15 protein-coding genes are annotated in these 20,486 nt (G+C 69.7%); 9 read left to right on the plus strand and 6 right to left on the minus strand.

Annotated elements, in window-relative coordinates:
* Nucleotides 1-91: 91 nt before the first annotated feature.
* The 3 genes from ACWDKQ_RS29555 to ACWDKQ_RS29565 form a co-directional block, all read right to left on the minus strand.
* Entirely contained in the window at nucleotides 92-1,207 is a 1,116-nt protein-coding gene (locus ACWDKQ_RS29555; RefSeq protein ID WP_450142048.1) for an NAD(P)/FAD-dependent oxidoreductase, read from the minus strand.
* Between the two features lie 451 nt (nucleotides 1,208-1,658).
* A complete protein-coding gene (locus tag ACWDKQ_RS29560; protein WP_450142049.1) occupies nucleotides 1,659-1,976 on the minus strand; it encodes a DMT family transporter in 318 nt (105 codons plus the stop codon).
* Nucleotides 1,977-2,015: 39 nt separating this feature from the next.
* Entirely contained in the window at nucleotides 2,016-2,756 is a 741-nt protein-coding gene (locus tag ACWDKQ_RS29565; protein WP_450142050.1) for an SDR family NAD(P)-dependent oxidoreductase, read from the minus strand.
* Nucleotides 2,757-2,887: 131 nt separating this feature from the next.
* Here ACWDKQ_RS29565 and ACWDKQ_RS29570 point away from each other — a divergent pair, with 131 nt between their 5' ends.
* Entirely contained in the window at nucleotides 2,888-3,526 is a 639-nt protein-coding gene (locus ACWDKQ_RS29570) for a TetR/AcrR family transcriptional regulator (protein WP_450142051.1), read from the plus strand.
* A 67-nt stretch (nucleotides 3,527-3,593) separates the two neighbouring features.
* Here the strand turns inward: ACWDKQ_RS29570 and ACWDKQ_RS29575 are convergent, their stop codons facing one another.
* A complete protein-coding gene (locus ACWDKQ_RS29575; protein ID WP_450142052.1) occupies nucleotides 3,594-4,085 on the minus strand; it encodes a cupin domain-containing protein in 492 nt (163 codons plus the stop codon).
* 440 nt (nucleotides 4,086-4,525) lie between these two features.
* On the opposite strand from ACWDKQ_RS29575, the gene ACWDKQ_RS29580 reads away from it, so the two are divergent.
* The 5 genes from ACWDKQ_RS29580 (at nucleotide 4,526) to ACWDKQ_RS29600 (ending at nucleotide 12,895) form a co-directional block, all read left to right on the plus strand.
* Nucleotides 4,526-7,303, plus strand: a complete 2,778-nt coding sequence (locus ACWDKQ_RS29580; RefSeq protein WP_450142053.1) for a helix-turn-helix transcriptional regulator — start codon at nucleotides 4,526-4,528, stop codon at nucleotides 7,301-7,303.
* A 114-nt stretch (nucleotides 7,304-7,417) separates the two neighbouring features.
* Entirely contained in the window at nucleotides 7,418-7,792 is a 375-nt protein-coding gene (locus ACWDKQ_RS29585; RefSeq protein WP_044573115.1) for a VOC family protein, read from the plus strand.
* Between the two features lie 265 nt (nucleotides 7,793-8,057).
* Complete coding sequence (locus ACWDKQ_RS29590) at nucleotides 8,058-9,749, plus strand: class I adenylate-forming enzyme family protein (protein WP_450142054.1); 1,692 nt, start codon at nucleotides 8,058-8,060, stop codon at nucleotides 9,747-9,749.
* Nucleotides 9,750-9,942: 193 nt separating this feature from the next.
* Nucleotides 9,943-10,998, plus strand: coding sequence for a methyltransferase (locus ACWDKQ_RS29595; RefSeq protein WP_450142055.1), 1,056 nt, complete (start codon nucleotides 9,943-9,945; stop codon nucleotides 10,996-10,998).
* Nucleotides 10,999-11,275: 277 nt separating this feature from the next.
* On the plus strand, nucleotides 11,276-12,895 hold the full coding sequence (locus tag ACWDKQ_RS29600; protein WP_450142056.1) for an FAD-dependent oxidoreductase: 1,620 nt from the start codon (nucleotides 11,276-11,278) through the stop codon (nucleotides 12,893-12,895).
* Between the two features lie 536 nt (nucleotides 12,896-13,431).
* Here the strand turns inward: ACWDKQ_RS29600 and ACWDKQ_RS29605 are convergent.
* Complete coding sequence (locus tag ACWDKQ_RS29605; RefSeq protein ID WP_450142057.1) at nucleotides 13,432-14,841, minus strand: class-II fumarase/aspartase family protein; 1,410 nt, start codon at nucleotides 14,839-14,841, stop codon at nucleotides 13,432-13,434.
* A gap of 92 nt (nucleotides 14,842-14,933) precedes the next feature.
* The gene (locus ACWDKQ_RS29610) at nucleotides 14,934-16,844 is read right to left on the minus strand and encodes an FAD/NAD(P)-binding protein (protein ID WP_450142058.1); all 1,911 of its coding nucleotides are present in this window, start codon (nucleotides 16,842-16,844) and stop codon (nucleotides 14,934-14,936) included.
* A gap of 252 nt (nucleotides 16,845-17,096) precedes the next feature.
* Between ACWDKQ_RS29610 and ACWDKQ_RS29615 the strand changes: the two genes are divergently transcribed.
* From ACWDKQ_RS29615 to ACWDKQ_RS29625, 3 genes are all read left to right on the plus strand, one after another.
* Nucleotides 17,097-18,329, plus strand: a complete 1,233-nt coding sequence (locus ACWDKQ_RS29615) for an aspartate kinase (protein ID WP_450142059.1) — start codon at nucleotides 17,097-17,099, stop codon at nucleotides 18,327-18,329.
* Between the two features lie 13 nt (nucleotides 18,330-18,342).
* Nucleotides 18,343-19,155, plus strand: a complete 813-nt coding sequence (locus tag ACWDKQ_RS29620; RefSeq protein ID WP_450142060.1) for a 2-amino-3,7-dideoxy-D-threo-hept-6-ulosonate synthase — start codon at nucleotides 18,343-18,345, stop codon at nucleotides 19,153-19,155.
* A 68-nt stretch (nucleotides 19,156-19,223) separates the two neighbouring features.
* Complete coding sequence (locus tag ACWDKQ_RS29625; RefSeq protein ID WP_450142061.1) at nucleotides 19,224-20,327, plus strand: 3-dehydroquinate synthase II family protein; 1,104 nt, start codon at nucleotides 19,224-19,226, stop codon at nucleotides 20,325-20,327.
* Nucleotides 20,328-20,486: the final 159 nt, after the last annotated feature.

Raw genomic sequence — 20,486 nt, forward strand, 5'->3', positions numbered from 1 at the left:
CCTACGACGCGATCCTGCACGGCGGCGCCCGACAGACCACGAACACGCCGGTCGCTGCCTGATTTCGATCTTAAGGTTGACACAGGGGGTGTCATGCAGCCCCCAATGCGCGGGCTCCGGCGACTTCCAGGTCGGCCGGGAGCCGGTCGTCCACCGCCGAGTCCGCCAGCAGTTCGCCCAACTCCGGGGCGAACTTGAACAAGTTGTGCCCGGCGATCGCGGTTACGCCGCGGGCGTGCCACGCGCGGAGCGCGTCGCTGCCCGCGGGTAGCTTGCTCATGATGCACACCCGGACGCCCACTGGTTCCGGGATGAGCCCCGGCAGGGCGCGTTCGACGTAGCCGGTGACCCGACGGACGTGGTCCTCCATGCCCTCCTCGCCGGTCAGCGCGCCGCGCGCGTCGAACGGTACGTCGACGCCGTCGCCGATGAGTCCCAAGACGTACTGGTCGGTGTGCGGGATCACCGAGCCGTACACCATTTCCCCGAATTCGCCGGACTTGTCCACCCAGCATGGCGTCGGCGCGCCGCGCAGCTCCTCGCGGATCCGGTAGTGCGGGCGGGCGTGCAGCGCGCAGTCCAGCGGGATGTCCCAGCCGAGGCGAGCGGCAAGGCGCGGCGTGTCGACGCCCGCGCAGAGCACGACGTGCCGCGCGTGGTAGATCGCATCGGCCGTCTGGAACTCGACCTTGCCGTTGTCGAGGACCAGCAGGCTGTGGATGTCGTTGGCGACGATGTGGTCGCCGACCCAGCCGGTCAGCGTCTCGATTACGTGGTTGACCCGCAGCGCCCCCGCCGTCGGGTCCACCAGCAGCGGGCTACCGACCGGCCCGAGCGCACCGAACACCTGCTCCCGGTCGGCCTCCGGCACGTAGTGGTGCGGCACCTGGTGCGCCTTCAGTCCGAGGGTGTCGTCGGCGGTGGTGCCCAGGTAGGCGCAGCCCTCGTTGCCGACCATCTCGACCCCGGAGCGCCGCTCCCACTCGCGATAGCCGGCCAGGCCGCGCACGGCGAGGTCGACGATGTGCGGGTCGTCGTGCCGGTGCCGGAAGGTGCGGGAGAGCCCGCCGGATTGCCCCGACCCGGGGCGCCGGCCGTCGAAGCACTTCACGTCGGCGCCGCGCCGCAGCAGGGCGTCCGTGGTGGACAGCCCGAGTACCCCGGCGCCGATCACCGCGATGTCCAGTTCCCTCTTGTGCTCAGCCATTTCCCGATCCTCCAGCTGTTGCCGTCGTCTGGTTCTCCTTGCGGCAGCCGGATCCCAGGATGCTTGGCCGGGCCCCGCCGCGACATCACGTGTTCTCGGGAGCCGCGAAGCGAAGATGCCGCCTCGCACGGGCGAGGCGGCATCTCCTGTCAAGGAAAGGAGAATCGGAGTGTCTACAGTGGCTTGATCGCGTTGTTCAGTCGAGAGTGGTAGGGGCGTCTTCTTGCCTTTGAAGCGGCGAAGCGGCTTGGCCCACCTAAGCACCTTGCACCGCCCGCGGGTTCTCAGACTGTGCCTACCCCGTCGGGGTTCTTGGCGAGGCCAGTCCCCGAAGCCGCGTTTTTGATAATACTTGAATCGGGGATCCCGGAGACCAGTCGGCGCCTTTAATTCCCGCAGGGGGCCGCCACCCGCATCGCTCCAGCAAAGCGGGTTCTTGCAGTCTTCGCGATCAGCCTTCCACGAACTTGAGTCCGGCAATGCCGACCACGATCAGCGCGAGGAAGGCCAGCCTGGACACCGTCACGGGTTCGCTCAGGAAGAGCATCCCCACCGCAGCGACGCCGACGGTGCCGATGCCGACCCAGATCGCGTAGGCGCTGCCGACCGGCAGGTCCTTCAGCGCCACCGAAAGCATGCCGAGGCTGATCATGGCGACGGCGATGCCCAGCACCGCCGGCCACACCCGGGTCATGCCTTCGGCGTGCTTCAACGCCAACGACCAGACGATCTCCAGCAGGCCTGCTACGACGAGGATGACCCAAGCCATTGCTGCTTCCCTTGTTCCAGAAGGTGCGGCACGCCGCAGTCAGGCGTTGGCGCCGGCGTCGACGAGGATGCCGGTGCCGGTGATGTTGCGACCGCCCTCGCCGGCCAGGTACGCGACTGCCGCCGCGATGTCGGCCGGGGCGTTGTAGCGGCCGAGGGCGGTCAGGGCGCGCTCGGCGTCCGCCTCCTCGCCGTCGGCCGGGTTCATCTCGGTGTCGGTGGAGCCCGGGTTCACCAGGTTGACCGTGATGCCGCGCGGACCGAGGTCGCGGGCGAGGCCCCTGGTGAAGCCGGTCAGCGCCGACTTGCTCAGCGAGTACAGGCTCAGGCCGGGGCCGGGAGTCCGGTCGGCGAGGTTGCTGCCGATGCTGATGATCCGGCCGCCCTCGGGCAGGTGCTTGACGGCGGCCTGCACCGCCACGAACACCGCCCGCACGTGGATGCCGACCGTCTCGTCGAACTGCTCCAGCGTCAGTTCGTCGATGGTCGCCCACGGGAAGATCCCGGCGTTGTTGACCAGGATGTCCAGCCGGCCGAACTCCGCGACCGTCTGCTCGACGGCGCTGGTCACGGCCGCTGCGTCGGTGGCCGGGGCCGCGAACGCCGCGCCGCGTCGCCCGGTTCCCTTGATCTTGTCGACCACGCCGTTGGCCCGGTCGGCCGAGGTGTTGTACGTGATCGCGACATCGGCACCGTCCGCGGCCAGTCGCTCGGCGACTGCCGCACCGATGCCGCGGGCACCACCGGTGACCAGCGCGACCTTGCCATCCAAGTCCGTCATGAAGCCCCTCTCTTTTCTGTGTCGAACGATATATAAATTGCTATCATCGCTACTCTCGGGTGTCAACAAGCCCGCTGGGAAAGGTGTGACGCGGTTCGGGACCCGCGCCGTCTTGGGAGGAGGGGAAGCCGATGTCGCCACGTGGGCGCCCGCGCAGCTTCGACCGGGAGGCAGCCCTGCGAACCGCCATGGAGCTGTTCTGGGAACGCGGCTACGAGGCCACGTCCCTGAGCGACCTCACCGGCGCGATGGGGATCAGTTCGCCGAGCCTGTACGCCGCGTTCGGGTCCAAGGAGGACCTGTTCCGCGAAGCGATCGGGCTCTACAACAGCGCCGACGAAGCAGTGGGCGACAGGTCGTTGCAGCGGCAGCCGACCGCGAGGCGGGCGATCGAAGCCATGCTGCGCGACAACGCCGACGCATACGTGGATCCGAGCACTCCGCGCGGATGCATGGTGGTGCTCGCGGCCACCAACTGCACTCCGGAGAACAGGCGGATCCGGGATTTCCTCGCCGAATGCCGGAGGGGCGACTTCCGCGCCGTGCGGGCTAGGTTGGCTCGTGGCATCACCGACGGGGATGTGCCGCCCGGTGCGGATCTGGAGACGATCGCATCCTTCTATCTGACCGTCCTGCAAGGACTGTCCATCCAGGCCAGGGACGGGAGCTCCCGCGAGACCATGCACGCGGTCATCGACTTCGCGATGCTGGCCTGGGACGGGGTGGTGGCCGCGCCGGTGGGCAGCCGCGATGCCTCGTTGCCGGTCTGAACCGGTGGCCGGGCACCGGCGGAGGCCGGTGCCCGGCGTGCGTTGCGGCGCGCGTTCGGGCGGGCGTTTAGTCGGGCTCGATGCCGTACTTCTCGGTCGCGACGCGCATCGACCGCTCGACGTCGGCCGCGAATTGGCTCGGCGGTGGTGCCGGCTGCCCCGGCACCACTTCCGCGCCCACTTCCAGGAAGAATTTTTCGAATCCGCTTGGCATGAAAAGCATGAGCATTTTTGCTGGGGTGTCGAAAATGTTCTTGAAGCCGTGCGCCTTGCCGCGCGGCAGATAAATAAAGGAGCCCGGTTCGGCGATGAATTCGCGATCGATGTCGACGACCTGGAGGCGCCCTTCGACGAGGTAGAAAGCCTCGTCCTCGTTCTGGTGGATGTGCAGCGGCGGGCCGCTTCCCGGCGGGATCTCGGCCTCCATCGCGCCGATCAGCCCGCCGGTTTCCTCCGCGCCGACCTTGAGCGTGTAGCGGTCGCCGCTGAAAGCCCAGACGCTTTGGCCGGCGCCGGGCGGTACGTGGATCGCCCGATGGGCGATCTCCGGTGTGCTCATGTTGTTCGGGCTCCTCTCGACCAGCGGGTGCGAGCTTTGAGCATTGGCGATTGGCGGGGAGCGGGCATCACGTCATCGCGGGATTCCCGCTGGATGGGCGTTCCCGAATCGCCGACCCTGAAATGTGTCTGAGATCACTAATGTGCGGGTTGTCCGCGCCGTTCTGGTCCGAATGGTGGCGCATGCTTCCGCCGCCGAGAATTGGCGGTGCGGGTGGCGCGGATATGCCGTGAAAAGGAAATGGGCGCGAAGTTACGGACTTTGATACCAAAGCGGCGTCGCCTAGTAAAGATCTAACTGCGGTCTCGTTGTGCGGCACTCGGGTGAAGTATGTCCCTTTGCCGTCTTTGGAATAATCGTCCAACGGGCGCTGATTGTTCAGGTACTGTCGCGTCAGCTATCTGCGTTCGTCCGATGCTGCTCACTGAGGGGAACACACGATGGACACTGATGCGTTACCGCTGATCGGTCGGGAACGTGTCTTGGGTGAATCGCGCGAGTATTTGCTCCAGGTCGCCAAGGGGGCCGGGAACTGCGTGGTGGTTGAAGGCCCGGCAGGCATAGGAAAGAGCCGACTGCTGCAGGAAGTGGTGGCTGAAGGCTACGCGCTCGGTCTCGGCGTCATCACATCGCAAGCTGTCAAATTGGACAAGAACACACCGTTGATCACGTTGCGGTCGCTGTTCCGCTCGTGCCACCTGCTCGGCCCGCAGCTGCCTGCGGGACCGGGCCTGAACACCTCCACGCTGTGGGCGGTGGACCAGATAGGCGAGTTGATAGCGCAGCAGGCCCGCAAGCAGCCGATGCTGATCGCCCTCGACGACGCGCACTGGGCTGATGAGGCGACGGCTCTAGCGCTGCGGGTACTCGTACCCGCCCTGCAATCGGATGGCGTGCTCTGGTATTTCACCCGCCGCCCCTACCCGATTCGCAGCTGCGCGCAGGAAGCGCTGGACTGGCTCATCGGTGAGGGAGCCCAGAAGCACCAGCTGGAACCGCTATCCGACGACGCGGTCGCGCAGCTGTGCGCCCGGGTGCTCGGCTGCAAACCGGACGCAGCGACCCTGTCCTACGTCGCGCGCAGCGGCGGAAATCCCTTTCTGCTGGGGGAAATGCTGCGCGGGCTGCCGGGGGACGGCCGGCCGGTGCCGCCCGCCACGCTGACGCCGACGTTCTTCGACGCGGTCGGCGAGCGGATGCAAGACCTGCCGGAGGAAACCCGCCGCGCGCTGGACGCGATGACGGTGTTCGGCCGGCCCTTCGGAGTGCACGAGGTCGCAGCGCTTCTCGGGCGCCCGGCGGTGGAGCTGCTCGGTTCGGTTGCGATGCTCGTCGACGCCGAGGTGCTGGTGGAGCAGGGCGCGAAGCTGTCCTTCCGGCACGAGCTGATCCGCGACGCGCTCTACTACCGGATGCCGGAACCAACCCGGGCGACCCTGCACCAGGAAGCCGCTTCGGTGCTCGCCCAGCACGGCCGGTCGGCCACCGAACAGGTCAAGCACCTGCTGCTCAGCGGCGGCGGTTGGATGGATGTGGCGACCGTGGTGAAGCGCGCGGTGCAGGAGATCGCGCCCGCGGCGCCGAACACCGGCGCCGACCTGATCCTCCGCAGCCTGCCGCTGATCGACGAGGGCAGGCCGATCCGCGCGGAACTGGCGGCCGAGGCGGTCCGGCTGCTGGTGCTGGCGGGTCGCCCGGCGGAAGCGATCGAACTCGGCCAGCGCTTCCGCGGCGGCGGGCTGTCGCAGAACACGGAGGCGATGCTGCTCCTCGGGCTCACGGAAGCACTGCACACCGTCGGCGAGCACTCGCGAGTCCTAGAGCACACGGTGCTCGCCCTGCCCCGCGCGAAATCGGACTCGTTGGTGCGCGCCGAGCTGCTCGCGATGCACGCGCACGGGCTCACCTCGCTCGGCGATCTGGAGGCGGCGTCGGCGGCAGCGACCAACGCGGTGCACGTCGCGAACCGCGCGAGAACGCCCGGCGCGCTGGTGTGCGGGACGGGAGCGCGGAGCAGAATTTCTCTTGCGCAGGGCGATATTCCGGCCGCCATCCGGTACGCGACCGAAGCGGTGCGCCTCGGTGACCGCGCCGGCGCCGTCGGGCGGACCCGGCACCCCAGGCTGCACCTCGCCGCCGCGCTGACAGCCGCCGACCGCCTCGCGGAGGCCGAAGAGGAGCTGGCCAAGGACGAGCAGGACGTCGCTGAACTGGAGACGGTGTGGTCGCAGCCGCCGCGCTACCTGTGCCGGGCCGAGCTCCTGCTCGCCGCCGGTCGGCTCAACGACGCCGCGGCCGAGGCGGAAGCCGGTGTGCTGCTGACCGAACAGCTTTCCGCCGAGGCCTTGGCCGTTCCGCTGCTCGCGTTGCGGGCCGTCGTGTCGTTGCGCGCGGACGTGCAGGCCGCCTGCAAGCACCTCAACCGGGCCCAGGAGATCGTGGAGACCGGGCGGCGCCGCCTACCGGACCTGCTGGTCTGGGCGCGGCTGCTAGCCGAGGAAGCCGAAGGGAACTGGGACGAGGTCCGGCTCGAACTGGTGGAGGTCCTCGACCGAGTCAACCGCAGCAACGCGCTGCTGGTCAACGCGCCGGAGCGGATCCCGGCGCTGGTACGGGTGGCGTTGCGGGTCGACGCACGCGAGGCGGCAGCACAGGTGGTCGCCTCGGCAACCGAGCTGGCGCGGCGCAACCCCGATGTCGCGGTGCTCCTCGGCGCGGCCGAGCACGGTGCCGGTCTGCTGCGGCGCGAAGTTCGTGCCCTGCGCAGCGCCGTCGAGCACTACCGGGCGGGATCGCGGCCGGTAGTGCTGGCACAGGGGCTGGAGGACCTGGCGGCGGCCGAGGCGGATTTGGGCAACTTGGAGAAGGCCGCGGAACTGCGCATCGAGGCCGAGTCCGGGTACGTGCGGTGCGACGCGCCGCTGGACGCCGCCCGGGTGCGCGAGCTGCTGGCGAGGACCCCGAACGTCGCGGCGCAGCGGCGGCAGAACACCCGCAAGACGGGCTGGGAGAGCCTGACCCGAGCGGAACTCCGCGTGGTGCGGCTCGTCGCCGAGGGGCTCACCAACCGGGAAGTGGCCAACCGGCTGTACCTGTCACCGCACACTGTGGACAGCCACCTCCGGCACAGCTTCGCCAAGCTGGGGATAACCAGCCGCGTCGAGCTGGCCCGGCGGGTGATGACGCACGACCAACCGGCAACTCACGCGAACACGTGATGCCCGGCGGCGTACCGGGCGAGGATGCTGGTGCAGGGTCGGCCGGAAACTCCCCGGAATAGGCGGAAGTCCTTTCCACCGACCGAATCCACCCGATTCCCCTTAGGAGCTGTGGTGTCCACAAACGTAGTCGGACCGGACTTCCTGACCCTGCAGGTGCGCGATCTGGAGCGGGCGCGGCGGTTCTATACCGAGGTCGTCGGATTCTCCACTGTGGAATCCAAGGTGCCAAACGCGGCGGTGCTGGGCGCCGAGCCCATCCGCATCGCGCTGCGCCAGGCCACGATCGACCTCGACGAGGTCGCCAAGGTCGGGCACGGCGTGGTCGTCTGGATCAAGGCGGAGAACCCCGACAAGCTGCACGCGCAGCTCACCTCGGCCGGGGTGCCGATCAGCAAGCCGATCTGCGACGGCTCCTGCGGTCGCGAGTTCATCTTCGAGGACCCCGACGGCTATCTGATCACGATCTACGAAGGCCAGCCCGGATGAGGACTTCGAAGGTGTTCGCCCGGCGGTGGGGGTAGCGGAATCTCAGGGGTCTTCTCGCCGCGGGATCCCGGCCGGTTCGTCACGCCGGGCCCGTCCTCGCGAGAAGACCCCGAGACCCGCTGCCGACGCCGCTCGTGGAGCAACACTGGTCCTCTGTGGACGACTGTGTCGTCGGTCGCGGCGCGCCGCCAGACCGGCCTGCCGCATCCCTCCTGTCGTCCGCCCGGTCGAACGCATCCCGGGCGGTCCCCGAAGGAGCGCCAGCATGATCGCACTTGACAACATCCGTCCCGATGCGCGCCTGCCGCTGCCCGCACGGCTGAAGTTGTTGCTGGACCGAAAACTGGGCATGGGCAACTTCCTGGACCGCGCCGTGGCCAGCAACCCCGCCCCGAACCGGGCGTTCCTCTTCGCCCAGCAGCCGGGCAACCCGGAAACCGCCGCCGAAGCCGACGTGGTGGCCTACAGCCTGGCCCGCCTCGTCGAAGTGCGCAACGCCTACGCCTCCTGGTACCACGCGCAAGGCGTCGGCAAGGGCGACGTGGTGGGCGTGCACGTCCCGGAAGGCGTCGACTCGTTCCTGCACTTCCTGGCGTTGACGTCGCTCGGCGCGATCGCGGCGCTAGTCAACGGCCGGATGCCGGCGGAAGTCGCGGCCGAGTACCTCGGCCGGATCGGCGCGCTGGGTGTGGTGGCCGATGCGTCCCGCCTGGCTCGGTTGCGCGCCGCCGGACTGGACACCGAGCGGCGCGCGTTCCACACCGACCCGGCCGACCTGCCCACCACGTCCGCGGCCGGCGCCAGCTACCCGGGAGTCTTCCCGTACGCCCACGCCGACGACGACCTGGTGATGGTCTGCCACACCTCCGGCACCACCGGCCCGCCGAAGGCGGCCAGCTTCGGACACCGCCAGTTCTTCCTCGGCAAGCGCCAGCGGCTGTGGAACTTCCCGGCAGCCGCCCGGAACAGGCTGCTCACCGCGCTGCCCCAATCGCATTCGGCCGGTATCAGCTACCTGATGACGGCGACGCTGCTCGGCCTGCCCACGCTGGTGATGGCCGACACCACCGGGCCGGCGGTCCGGGCGGCGATGCGCCGGTTCCAGCCGACCGTCGTCGTGGCGTTCCCGCAGACCTGGGCCGACCTGGCCGAGATCGGCCTGGAGGCGGCGGGCGCACAGCACGTGCACACGTGGATCAACACCGGCGACGCCGCGCACGAAGCGCACATCAAGGAGCTGATCCCCCACGGCCGGCGCCCCGGCTTGCTGCGATCGCGGCCCGGCAGCCGGTTCATCGACGGCCTCGGCTCCTCCGAGATGGGCATGGCGCTGTTCCGCAAGGTCAGCGAACTCGGCAGCACCGACTACGGCCGCTGCGTGGGCACGCCGGTCAAGGTGGTCCGCCGCGCAGTGGTCCTCGATGACGACGGCCGGGAGCTCGGGCCGGGACGCGCCGGGCGGCTGGGCGTGCTCACCCCGACGCGCACGCCGGGCTACTGGAACAACACCGACGCGACGGTGAAGTCGTCCTTCGCGGGGTACTGGCTGACCGGCGACGTGGTCTACCGGGACGAACGCGGCCGGTTCATCCACCTCGACCGGGTGCCCGACGTGATCCGCACCGCGGACGGCCCGGTCTACAGCCTCCCGCTGGAAGAAGCGATCCTCGTGGGCTGCCCGTTCGTGGCGGACTGCTCGGTGATCGGGGTCCGCGACCCCGGCTCGACCGACGCGCAGGTGCCGCTGGCCGTGGTGCGTCTGCGCTCCGACGCGGAGGAGGTGGCGGACCTGGCCGGACCGATCAACGCGGTGCTCGCCGCCACCGGAGGGTCCGAAGTGCACGGTGTGGTGGTGGCCCGCGAGGACGCGGACTTCCCGACCGGGCCCACCGGCAAGATGCTCAAACGCCAACTCCGCGAACGCTTCGCCGACCACCTGACCGGAATCACCGCCTGACGATGCGCGACGGACCGGGTGGACCGCGATTTCCATTGAAATCAAAGTTCCGATTTCCATTGAAATCGCGGAAGAACGTGGTCGGGCCGGCTCCGAAGGCGGAATCTGGACCCGAGTTCAACGTCAGTCACCAGGATATTCTCCGCAGGCCGGGCGGTTTCGCGTCCCGGCGCGAGGTAGTGGAAGGGGAGTCATGAACGAATCCGGCTCGGCGGCGCCCTACGGCGTGCTCTCCGACGCAGCGCAGGTGCCGCCCGCGGTCCGCATGTACGAAATGCTCTACAGCTCGCTGGTCAGCCAGCTGCTGATCGCGGTGGCCGAGCTCGGCGTGGCCGACGCGATCGGCGAGGAGCCGACGCACATCGACGACATCGCCGCCCGCGTCGAAGCGGACTCCGACAGCCTCTACCGTGGGCTGCGCGCGCTGGCCAGCGTCGGGGTGTTCACCGAGGTCGAGCACCGGGTGTTCGACCTGACCCCGCTCGCGGCGACCCTGCGCAGCGACGTCGAGGGTTCCATGCGAGACCTGGCCCGCTACGTCGGACTGCCGGAGCGGCAGCGCTCCTTCGGCGCGCTGGTCTACAGCCTGCGCAACGGCCGCCCGGCCTTCGAGCACGTCCACGGCCGCACCTGGTGGGCACACTTCGCCGACCACCCCGAGCTGGCGACGCTGTTCAACAACGCGATGGGCAGCATGGCCCGGCTGGTGAACTCCGCGATGCTGCAGGCCTACGACCTCACCGACGTGCGGCACATCGTCGACGTCGCGGGCGGGCAGGGCCACCTCGTCGCCACCATCCTGGATCGCTACCCGGAGATGACGGCGGTGGTCTTCGACCTGCCGCGGGTGGTGCCGGAGGCCGAGGCGGTGCTGGAGGCCGCAGGCTTGTCGGATCGCGCGAAGTGCGTCGGCGGCGACTTCTTCGAGTCGGTGCCGACCGGCGGCGACCTGTACGTGCTGTCCTGGACCATCCACGACTGGAAGGACGAGGACGCGATCAGCATCCTGCGCAACATCCGGGCGGCCATGAATCCGGGCAGCCGGCTGCTCGTGATCGATGAGGTGCTGCCGCCCGGCGACACCCCGCACTTCGGGAAGTTCGAGGACATCGTGATGCTGAGCCTGCTCTCCGGGCACGTCCGCACCGAACCCGAGCTGGCGGCGCTATTCGAGAAGGCGGGCCTGCGCCACGAGGAGACGCGGGCGACGAGCTCGCCGACGAGTGTGGTGGTGGCGGTACCGATCTGATCGACCGAACAACTCGCGAGTACCCGTGCCCGGCCGGTTCCCCGGCCGGGCACGACCGTGTTCGGCCCGAAAAGCGCCGCCACCGAGCGTTAGTGATCACGTGATCGCGTGATGTCTTTCGGCTCAAGTGCCTACACGATTGGCCGTAGCCGCCCGTGATCGGCGCGTCGGCCGCGACTCTGCGTCATCAGCGTCTGCTCCATGAGGTCGACGTTGGTCCGGCCCACCCGCGGATCGCGACGGCCCAGGGGACCAAGTCACACTCGGAGGAGTTCGCATGAGCGCGTTATCGCGCCGCAACCTGCTCACCTGGACGGCTGCTCTCGGCGGTTCGGTCGCCGTCGCCTCCCACACCGAAGCACTCGCGGCACCGCCAGCCCCGCAGCAGCCGGTCGGCCCGGCCGCCGGCACCGCCATCACCGTCCGCCCCTCGGACGTCCGCTTCGCCGGCCTCACTCGGGGCCAGAACCAGCGTTTCGCGAGTAACCCCGAAAGCGTGTGCCTGCCCGTCACGACGGAGCAGGTGGTGGCCGCCGTCAGCGACGCGGTGCGCCGCGGCAAGCGCATCGCCGTGCGCAGCGGCGGGCACTGCTACGAGGACTTCGTCGACCACCCCGATGTGCGGGTCCTCATCGACATGACCCAGATGACCGCGATCGCCCACGACACCAAGATGAACGCGATCATGGTCGAGGCCGGCGCGGAACTCGGCGACGTCTACGACACCCTCTACAAGCGCTGGGGCGCCTGCCTGCCCGGCGGATCCTGCTACACCGTCGGCGTCGGCGGGCATGTCACCGGCAGCGGCTACGGGCCGCTGAGCCGCCGGCACGGCTACATCAGCGACCACGTGCACGCGGTGGAGGTCGTGGTGGTCGACGCCAGAGGGAAAGCACGCGCGGTCGTCGCGACCCGGGCGGCCGACGACCCCAACCGGGAGCTGTGGTGGGCGCACACCGGCGGCGGCGGTGGCGGTTTCGGCGTCGTGACCCGGTTCTGGTTCCGCGCCCCGGACGCCACCGGCACCGACCCGGCGAAGCTGTTGCCGACCCCGCCGCGCGAGGCCTGGATCCACCGCCGCGAGTGGGCCTGGGACCAGATGACCCGGGAACGGTTCGCCCGGCTGCTGCGCAACTACGGCACCTGGCTGGAACGAAACAGCGGCCCGGAGAGCCCCTATACCGGGCTGTTCTCCCGGCTGGAGCTGACCACCCGCGCTTACGGCCCATTCCACCTGGTCGTGCAGATCGACGCGGGCCTGCCCAACGCCGAGCGGCTGCTGAACGACTTCCTCAACGCGGTCGGCGAGGGCACCGGGGTGACGCCCACCGTCACCGACCACCGGAAGTTGCCGTGGCTGCACGCGACCGGCTGGCCCGGGATGTGGATGAGCAACCCGACCGACCGCTACAAGTACAAGTCCAGCTACCACCGAAAGGGCTTCACCGCCGCGCAGATCGCCGCGCTGTACGAGCAGCTGACCAACACCGACTACGCGCAGCAGCCGTTCGTGGTGTCGATCGCGTCCTTCGGCGGAAAGGTGAACGCCCTCCCCGCCGACGCGACCGCCAACCCGCACCGCGACTCGGTGATGAAGCTGCTGTGGGGCACGGCGTGGCAGGCGGCGGCCGACGACGACCGCCACGTGGGCTGGCACCAGCGGTTCTACCAGGCGGTCTACCGGGACACCGGCGGTGTCCCGGTGCCGGGCGAGGTCACCGACGGCTGCTTCATCAACTACTGCGACATCGACATCAGCGACCCGGCGTGGAACTCCTCGGAAGTGCCGTGGCACCACCTGTACTTCAAGGAGAACTACCCACGGCTGCAGCAGGTGAAGAAGGCCTACGACCCGGGCGACGTCTTCAGGCACAGCCAGTCGATCCGCCTGCCCTGACAGATCAGACGCGGCCGCGGGTGGTGCCACCACCTGCGGCCGCGTCGGCGTTTCCAGGGATCGCGTCGTCAGCGGTTCATCCGGGTTGGTCCCGCAACGCCAAGACGAACGCCCCCAGTGTTGCCGGGAGAACAGCAGAACGCCACCATCCCGGTCCTTGGTGTCCGCAGCGGCGACGATGCCGTCGCCCCACCACCTCGACGCAGCTGCTCGATACTCCGCTGTAGCGGGACTTTCGCCAGAGCATCTGGCCCAACGGCAATAACCGAACTGCCATTTCTCCTGTATGTAGCGGAGCTGCGCCGACACGGTTTCGTCGTCGCCCGAAGGCTGCCGAAGGGCGTGCTCCGAATACGAGAACTGCCAACTTTGGCGCGGCCTTGGCCAACGGCACGGCGCGGGCATGGGCCGATTGTGTTCTCCCGCCCTTCAGCGGGCAGTTCGTACACGATTTGGCGTGTGCACAGGTCGGGGCTCGCGGGATCGGCACGAGCGGGGCGGCGATTTTCGCGTGAAATCGCGCCCCAACGGCATCCCTACCCCCGAGTGGGCGGCCCGTATTCGTCGAGGGCCCGCTGCACGAACAGCGATGCCGCGCCGAGGTATTCCCGCGGCGCAAGCAGCTCTCGCACTGCTGCCTCGCCAAGGTTGTCAACATTGGACTCTCGGAGTTCGGCGGCCAGCAACTCGCCGAAGGTGCCCTGCCCGGCGGCGGCTTCGGCCGCGATGCGGGCCAGGACCTGCTTCGCGCGGGCCTTGCCCAGGGCGGGGGCGAGCGCGACGTTGACCCGCTCGGCGACGATCGCGCCTCCGGTCCGATGCAGATTTTCCAGCATTCTGTCCGGGAAAACCGTGAGCCCCTCCGCCAGTTCCGTCGCCGTGTGCGCTGCGCCGCCCGCTGCGCGCAGGCCGTCCCGCAACGGTTGCCACTCGGCGTGCCAGGCCCCGGCCGGGCGTTCGTCCTCCGCGAGCATGCACTGCGCCAGCACCCCGGCAGCCGGGGCGACCTGCCGGGCCGCGGCCACGACCAGGGTTGACAGCACGGGATTGCGCTTCTGCGGCATCGCCGAGGAAGCCCCGCGCCCGGCCGGGCCGGGCTCGACTGCCTCGCCGACCTCGGTGCGGCACAACACCTGCACGTCCACAGCGAACTTTCCCAAGGTTCCGGCGACGATGCTGAGCACCCAGCCGAGGTCTGCCAGCGGCACGCGCTGCGTGTGCCAGGGCAGGACCTGTACGGCCAGGCCGAGTTCGGCGGCCACGGCCTCGATCAGCTCGGCCACGAGATCGGTCCCGGTGGCCTCCCGCGCGTAGGCCGCATACGCGGCTGCGGTGCCACCGGCGCCACCGATAGACACCGGCAGCCCTTGGGTGCGCAGCCGGTGCACGCGGCGGCGGGCCTCGCCGACTCCGGCCATCCAGCCCGCCGCCTTGAGACCGAACGTGGTGGGCACGGCGTGCTGCGTCAGCGTCCGGCCCGCAGTCGGCGTCTCCCGGTGCTGCTCCGCCAGCGACGCCAACGCAACCGCACAACGGTCCAAACAGGACTCCAGCTCGGCGAGGGCCCGACGGGCGACCAGCATGGTCGCGGTGTCCAACACGTCCTGGCTGGTGCAGCCCCGGTGCACGTGGTCGGCGGCAGCCGGGTCTTCCGCGGCAACCAGGCAGGTCAGCGTCGACACGAGCGGCACTACCGGGTTGGCGGCCTCCCGCGCCCGCACGGCCAGCTCGCAGAGGTCGAACCGCTCGGGGCGTGCCACCGACTCGATCACCGGGACCGCAGATGCGGGAATCACCCCGAGACGAGCCTGCACCCTCGCCAGCGCGACCTCCACCTCCAGCATCGCGCCGAGCCACGCGTCGTCGGAGGTCGCGGCGTGCACCGGGGTACCCGCCCACACCGGGGAGAGCAGGCCCGCATCCCAGCCCCTCGGAGTTCCGATCATCGAGCTGTTCCTCCCGTCTAGGCGGCAGTTTCAGTTGAAACTGTCATCCGGCGAGCAAGGGTGGCGGCAGTTTCAATTGAAACCGCCGTGTTCTAGCGCCCAGCGCTGGTCGGCAACCAGCCGAGCGGGTTGTGGTAGTCGGCGTACATCTTCGGGTCAGCTGCGCTGCGGGGCACCATGAGGCACGCCCGCGCGATGCTGTCCGCGTCGGCGAGGCTCACCGAGTTCACGCCGGGCCGCGCCCCGGCCGCGGTGACCCAGTGCACTGCCTCGGTCGGCACCCCGAAGGCGAAACGCCGCGGATGCGGGCGGCCAGCCGCGTCGATCAGGTGGTACGGGCGGCGGGTCACCGCGAGCCCACCGGTCCGGTAGGCGCCGTTCGGATCGGCGATCCGGTACGCCGCGCACTGCCCGGTCCGGTGCAGCCAGCGCAGCAGCGGATCGGCCGAGCGTCGCAGGTCAGGTTCGGGCAGTCGCGCCTCGATCAGCGTCCTCACCCGGACCGGGGGCGCCGTCACCCCGCCCGCGGCGACGGTGAACGAACCGTCGGCCATCGACACCTGCATGCCGGGGCCGAGCACGTGGACAACGCCCGCCTCGATCAGCGCGATCAGCTCGGCGATCCGGCGGGCCGGCGGGCCGACCGACAGGAACGCGTTCTCACCCGTGTACCAGCGCTGCACCTCGTCCCGGTAGGAGCTGCCGGTGATGCCGCCGTGGTCGATGACCAGCCGGATCTCGTTGCGCAGGTCCCGGAGCACGTCCAGCGCCGCCTTCAGCGGCCCGGCGACGTTGCCCCGCTCGGCCTCGGCGAGGTCGCGTCCGAGGTGCTCCAACAGCCAACCGTGGAACTCGTCGCGGTCGGCGAAGACCCGCTTGCCACAAGGGCGCGTCACCCGGTCCCAGTCCCACCACTGTTCGCGCGGCACGGCGAAGCGGCGCAGCACCGCGCGTTGGGCGACCTCATCCCCGACGGCGCGCAGGTAGTCGTGGCGGAACGCGCGGGCAGTGCTGGCGCTGCGGTGCTGGCCGATCCAGGTCGTGTAGTACACCGCCCGGACCTCTTCGGACACCAGCGGCCACACGTCGACGCGGAACGAGGGCGGAGTGCCTTCGGCCGCCTTCTGCTGGAGCCCGGCGATCACCTCCGGTGTCAGGAACAGCGGTTTGTGCCGCCCCGACACACCCTTCTGGTTCTGCCCACGCGCGTGGTACGGAACACCCCGGCGGGAACCGGCGAACATCACCGGCTCAAGCCCCGACGGCAGGTACTGCAACTTCCCGGACACCGGCACGAACCGCCCGCCCCGGCCAGCGGTCAGCAGCGCCAGGTAGTCGAAGAAGTTCAAACCCAACCCGCGCAGCCCGATCGGCTCCCCCGGGCGGATCGACGAAAGGTCCACTTCGGACGGATTGCTCGGCGGCACATAGCGCAACCGGTGCCGCCGGGCGAACCCCGCCAGCTCCTGCTCCGCACCGGTCGATTCGGCATCGACGTGCCCCTGCGCGAGCACCACGGCGTCCGCCACCAGCTCAGCGCCGTCCGCGAGCCGAACGCGCTGGCGCTGCGCCTCATCGCGAATCGTGACTGCGGTGTCGCGGTGCAACCGAACCGTGACCTTCGGCGGCGCGGTCGCGATCACGTGGTCGAGGAACCAAGCCAGGTAACGACCGAAGACTGCGCGGGTCGGGTACTCGTCCGCCCCGAGCGGTTCCGCGTCCGGATCGGCGCTCGCCCACTCGTGCAGGCTCGGCCCGGGGCGGATCGGCCCCTCGCAGTCGACGCTGTCGTCGGTGAACGCGGTGACCTGCGAAGCCACCGTGTTCATCAGCAGCAGCGGGCTCTGCTCGGTCCACCACACCCGGCCGCCCGCCCCGACGAACGGGTCGACCAGGTCGACCTCGAGACGCACGTCCGGCCCGAGAAGTTCGCGGTAGTTAGCGCAGATCCGCTCCAGCACCGCAATCCCACGCGGCCCCACACCGATCACGCAGATCCGCATCGGAATTTCCCTCGATCGCAAGGCATCCTCGAATCTCCCGGCCTAACAACGTCGCACCGCCCGATTCAAGACCGGCGGACCCAGCGGCACAGCACGTCTTTCCGTGATATCGCGGGGAAACCGGGCGACCACCTCGACAATCACGTGTTCCCGCGATGCCGTCCACCGCAGAGGTCGATTAGAAAGATTCTGCACGACAGAACGTTTCGTCCCCGGCGCCGGTTCTGCCGCGCCCCTCGCGATGAGGTGTCGATGAAACCATTGGTGCAGAAGTACGGCGGCACCTCGCTGGGCACTGCCGAACACGTTCGCCGGGTCGCCGAGCGGATCGACATCTCCCGGCAGACCGGCCAGCCCACGGTCGCGGTGGTATCGGCCCGCGGCGACACCACCGACCGGCTGCTGGCCGACGCCAGGCAACTACACCCGCACCCCGCGCCGAGGGAAACCGACCAACTGCTTGCCACCGGCGAGGTGACCTCGGCCGCCCTGGTGGCCACCGCACTGCACCGGCGCGGCACCCGGGCCGTCTCGCTCACCGGCGCGCAGGCCGGCATCCGAACCACCGGGCCGCACGGTGCGGCCCTGATCAGGAGCATCGACACCCGGGCGGTGCGAGCGCACCTCGAACGCGGCGCGGTCGTGGTCGTCGCCGGGTTCCAGGGCATCGACGCGGCGGGGGAGCTGTTCACCCTCGGCCGCGGCGGGTCGGACACGACGGCGGTTGCGCTTGCCGCCGAACTCGACGCCCGGTGCGAGATCTACACCGACGTCGACGCCGTCTACACCGCCGATCCCAGGCTGGTGCCGCGGGCGCGGGCGCTGCCCGAGGTCGCGGCGCCGCTGATGGCCGAGATGGCTTTCGCCGGGGCGCGCGTGCTGCACGCCCGCGCAGTGGAACTCGCTGCCGTCCGGGGCGTTGCGCTGCTGGTGGCGAGCGCCATGGACGACCGGCCCGGCACGACGATCACCGGAGGGAGCCCCAACGGCATGCTGGAGAAGGAAGGATTCGTCACCGCGATCACGCACGACGCCGACATCGCCCGGTTCACCATCCGGCTGGACCCCGGCGACCCCGACCGGCCGCACCGGGTGCTACGCGCCGTCGCGGAGCAGTTCATCCCGGTCGACCTCGTGACCTGGGCCGATGACCGACCGGTGCTGAGCTTCAGCATCACCGGCAACGCCGTCCACCAGGTGCGGCGGCACGTGGAACTCGCCGTGCCCGACTCCGGCGACGTCTCCGTGCAGCGCGAACTGGGCAAGGTCTCGTTGCTGGGCACGGGAATGCTAACCCGGCCCGAATACGCGGTGCGGGTGCTGAGCACCCTGGCCGCGCTGGGCGTGCCAGCGAACTCCTTGCACACCAACCAGTTACGCGTGTCGGTGCTGATCCCAGCCGAGCACACCGCCGCGGCGGTGGCCGCATTGCACGACGAATTCGAACTGGACCGTCCCCGCCCCGACCCCGTCCCCACCTCATAAACAGGAGGACCCGGTGTCCACCACCAGATCGTTCGGCACGCAGCTGAGGCTCCGGCGGATGTCCCGCAACGGCGACGACCGCCTGCTCGTGGTGCCGATGGACCACTCCGTCACCGACGGCCCGTTACCGACGCCCGGCGGCCCGGGCGGCTTAGCGCCGACATTGGCGGCCAGCGGAGTCGACGCAATCGTGCTGCACAAGGGCGCGCTGCGCTACATCGACCCGGCGGCCTTCACGAACATGTCGCTGATCGTGCACCTCAGCGCGAGCACGGCGCACGCGCCGGACCCCGACGCCAAGTACCTCGTCGCCAGCGTGGAAACCGCCCTGCGGCTGGGCGCCGACGCGGTGAGCGTGCACGTCAACCTGGGCTCGGCGGCAGAGCGCCAGCAGGTCGCCGACATGGCAGCCGTCGCCGAGGAAGCCGACCGCTGGAACCTGCCGCTGATGGCCATGATCTACCCGCGCGGCCCACAGATCACCGACCCCCGCGACGTGCGGCTCATCTCGCACGCCGCCACCCTCGCGGCCGACCTGGGTGCCGACCTCGTCAAGACCGTCTACCCCGGCACGGTCGAGGCCATGGCCGAGGTGGTGGAGTCCTGCGCCGCGCCGATCGTCGCCGCAGGTGGCCCGCGCGTCGACGACGAGGCGCAGGTGCTGGCCCACGTCGATGACGTGCTGCGCGCGGGCGCGGCTGGCGTCGCCGTGGGGCGCAACATCTTCCAGGCCCCGAACCCGGGGCAGCGCGCCCGCCGGGTCGCGGCCCTGGTCCACCCCGCTCTGGAGTTCACCGACGCCCTGGTGCCAGAACTGGCCTCCTGACCCGGCTCCGCCGCGCGGGCAACCGCCCGTGCGAAACCGAGCCACACAACCTGAACGAGGAGCGAGCAATGAGACTGACGTGGTTGGACATCCGTGGTGTCGACGCCGAGACCAAGCCGGCCATCGTCGAGGAGGCAGTGCACCAGCGGGTCAGTGCCGTCGTGGCCGACGAGCCCGGCGAACTGATCGAACTGCCGCCCACGGTGCGCAAGGTGCTCCTGCCACGCGGCCCGCTGCCCGAGGACCTGGGTCCGGCCGACGTGGTGATCGTCGACCCGCAGCGGCACGGCGACCCGGCGGTGCTGGCGGCCCGCCACCCGGGCGTCGAGTTCGGACCGTTCGTGGAGATCGTCGACGCGCCCACCCTGGAGGTAGCCTGCGAGGCGGCGCGCACCCAGCGGTGGAGCGTGCTGTGGTTCCGCGACCCCACCAAGATCCCGCTGGAGATCGTGCTCGCCGCGGCGGCCTCAGCCACCGGCAGCATCATCACGGTCGTCGAGGACGTGGAGGAGGCCGAGATCGTCTTCGGTGTCCTGGAGCACGGCTCGGACGGCGTCCTGTTCAAGCCGGAGAAGGTAGGCGACGCCACCGCGCTGGTCGCGGCCTCCGCGGGCGGCTCGCCCGACCTGGAGCTGACCGAGCTGGAGGTGGTGCGCACCGAGCACGTCGGCATGGGCGAGCGGGCGTGCGTGGACACCTGCACCTACTTCGGTGAGGACGAGGGCATCCTGGTCGGCTCCCACTCCAAGGGCATGATCCTCTGCGTCAGCGAAACCCACCCGCTGCCGTACATGCCGACCCGCCCGTTCCGGGTCAACGCCGGAGCGATCCACTCCTACACCGTGTCCCACCAGGGCCGCACCAACTACCTGAGCGAGCTGAAGTCGGGGAGCAAGGTGCTCGCGGTGGACACCAAGGGCCGCACCCGCGTGGTCACGGTCGGCCGCGTCAAGATCGAGAGCCGCCCGCTGATCTCGATCGAGGCGATCAGCGCCTCGGGCCAGCAGGTGAACCTGATCCTGCAGGACGACTGGCACGTCCGGGTGCTGGGACCGGGCGGCGTGGTGCTCAACAGCACGGAGCTCAAGCCCGGCGACCGCCTGCTCGGATACCTGCCGGCGGAGGACCGCCACGTCGGTTACCCGATCAAGGAGTTCTGCCTGGAGAAATGACCCGACGTGGTTGAAGGGCCCTCGCCTCCGACCCGGCGGGTTCTAGCGATCCCCGCAACACCCTGGATTTCAGGGAGTTGCGGGGATCGTGGTTTCTGGAGAGTTGAGGGCGAGGTTCTTCGAGGCATTGGAGCGGGAGGACGGCAGTATCTCGGGTGC

This window comes from Saccharopolyspora sp. NPDC000995 (assembly GCF_053599315.1).

Bases quoted from the DNA above. Each gene is read 5' to 3' on its own strand.
- ACWDKQ_RS29555 (WP_450142048.1), bottom strand. From the start codon at position 1,207: ATGGCTGAGCACAAGAGGGAACTGGACATCGCGGTGATCGGCGCCGGG.
- ACWDKQ_RS29560 (WP_450142049.1), bottom strand. From the start codon at position 1,976: ATGGCTTGGGTCATCCTCGTCGTAGCAGGCCTGCTGGAGATCGTCTGG.
- ACWDKQ_RS29565 (WP_450142050.1), bottom strand. From the start codon at position 2,756: ATGACGGACTTGGATGGCAAGGTCGCGCTGGTCACCGGTGGTGCCCGC.
- ACWDKQ_RS29570 (WP_450142051.1), top strand. From the start codon at position 2,888: ATGTCGCCACGTGGGCGCCCGCGCAGCTTCGACCGGGAGGCAGCCCTG.
- ACWDKQ_RS29575 (WP_450142052.1), bottom strand. From the start codon at position 4,085: ATGAGCACACCGGAGATCGCCCATCGGGCGATCCACGTACCGCCCGGC.
- ACWDKQ_RS29580 (WP_450142053.1), top strand. From the start codon at position 4,526: ATGGACACTGATGCGTTACCGCTGATCGGTCGGGAACGTGTCTTGGGT.
- ACWDKQ_RS29590 (WP_450142054.1), top strand. From the start codon at position 8,058: ATGATCGCACTTGACAACATCCGTCCCGATGCGCGCCTGCCGCTGCCC.
- ACWDKQ_RS29595 (WP_450142055.1), top strand. From the start codon at position 9,943: ATGAACGAATCCGGCTCGGCGGCGCCCTACGGCGTGCTCTCCGACGCA.
- ACWDKQ_RS29600 (WP_450142056.1), top strand. From the start codon at position 11,276: ATGAGCGCGTTATCGCGCCGCAACCTGCTCACCTGGACGGCTGCTCTC.
- ACWDKQ_RS29605 (WP_450142057.1), bottom strand. From the start codon at position 14,841: ATGATCGGAACTCCGAGGGGCTGGGATGCGGGCCTGCTCTCCCCGGTG.
- ACWDKQ_RS29610 (WP_450142058.1), bottom strand. From the start codon at position 16,844: ATGCGGATCTGCGTGATCGGTGTGGGGCCGCGTGGGATTGCGGTGCTG.
- ACWDKQ_RS29615 (WP_450142059.1), top strand. From the start codon at position 17,097: ATGAAACCATTGGTGCAGAAGTACGGCGGCACCTCGCTGGGCACTGCC.
- ACWDKQ_RS29625 (WP_450142061.1), top strand. From the start codon at position 19,224: ATGAGACTGACGTGGTTGGACATCCGTGGTGTCGACGCCGAGACCAAG.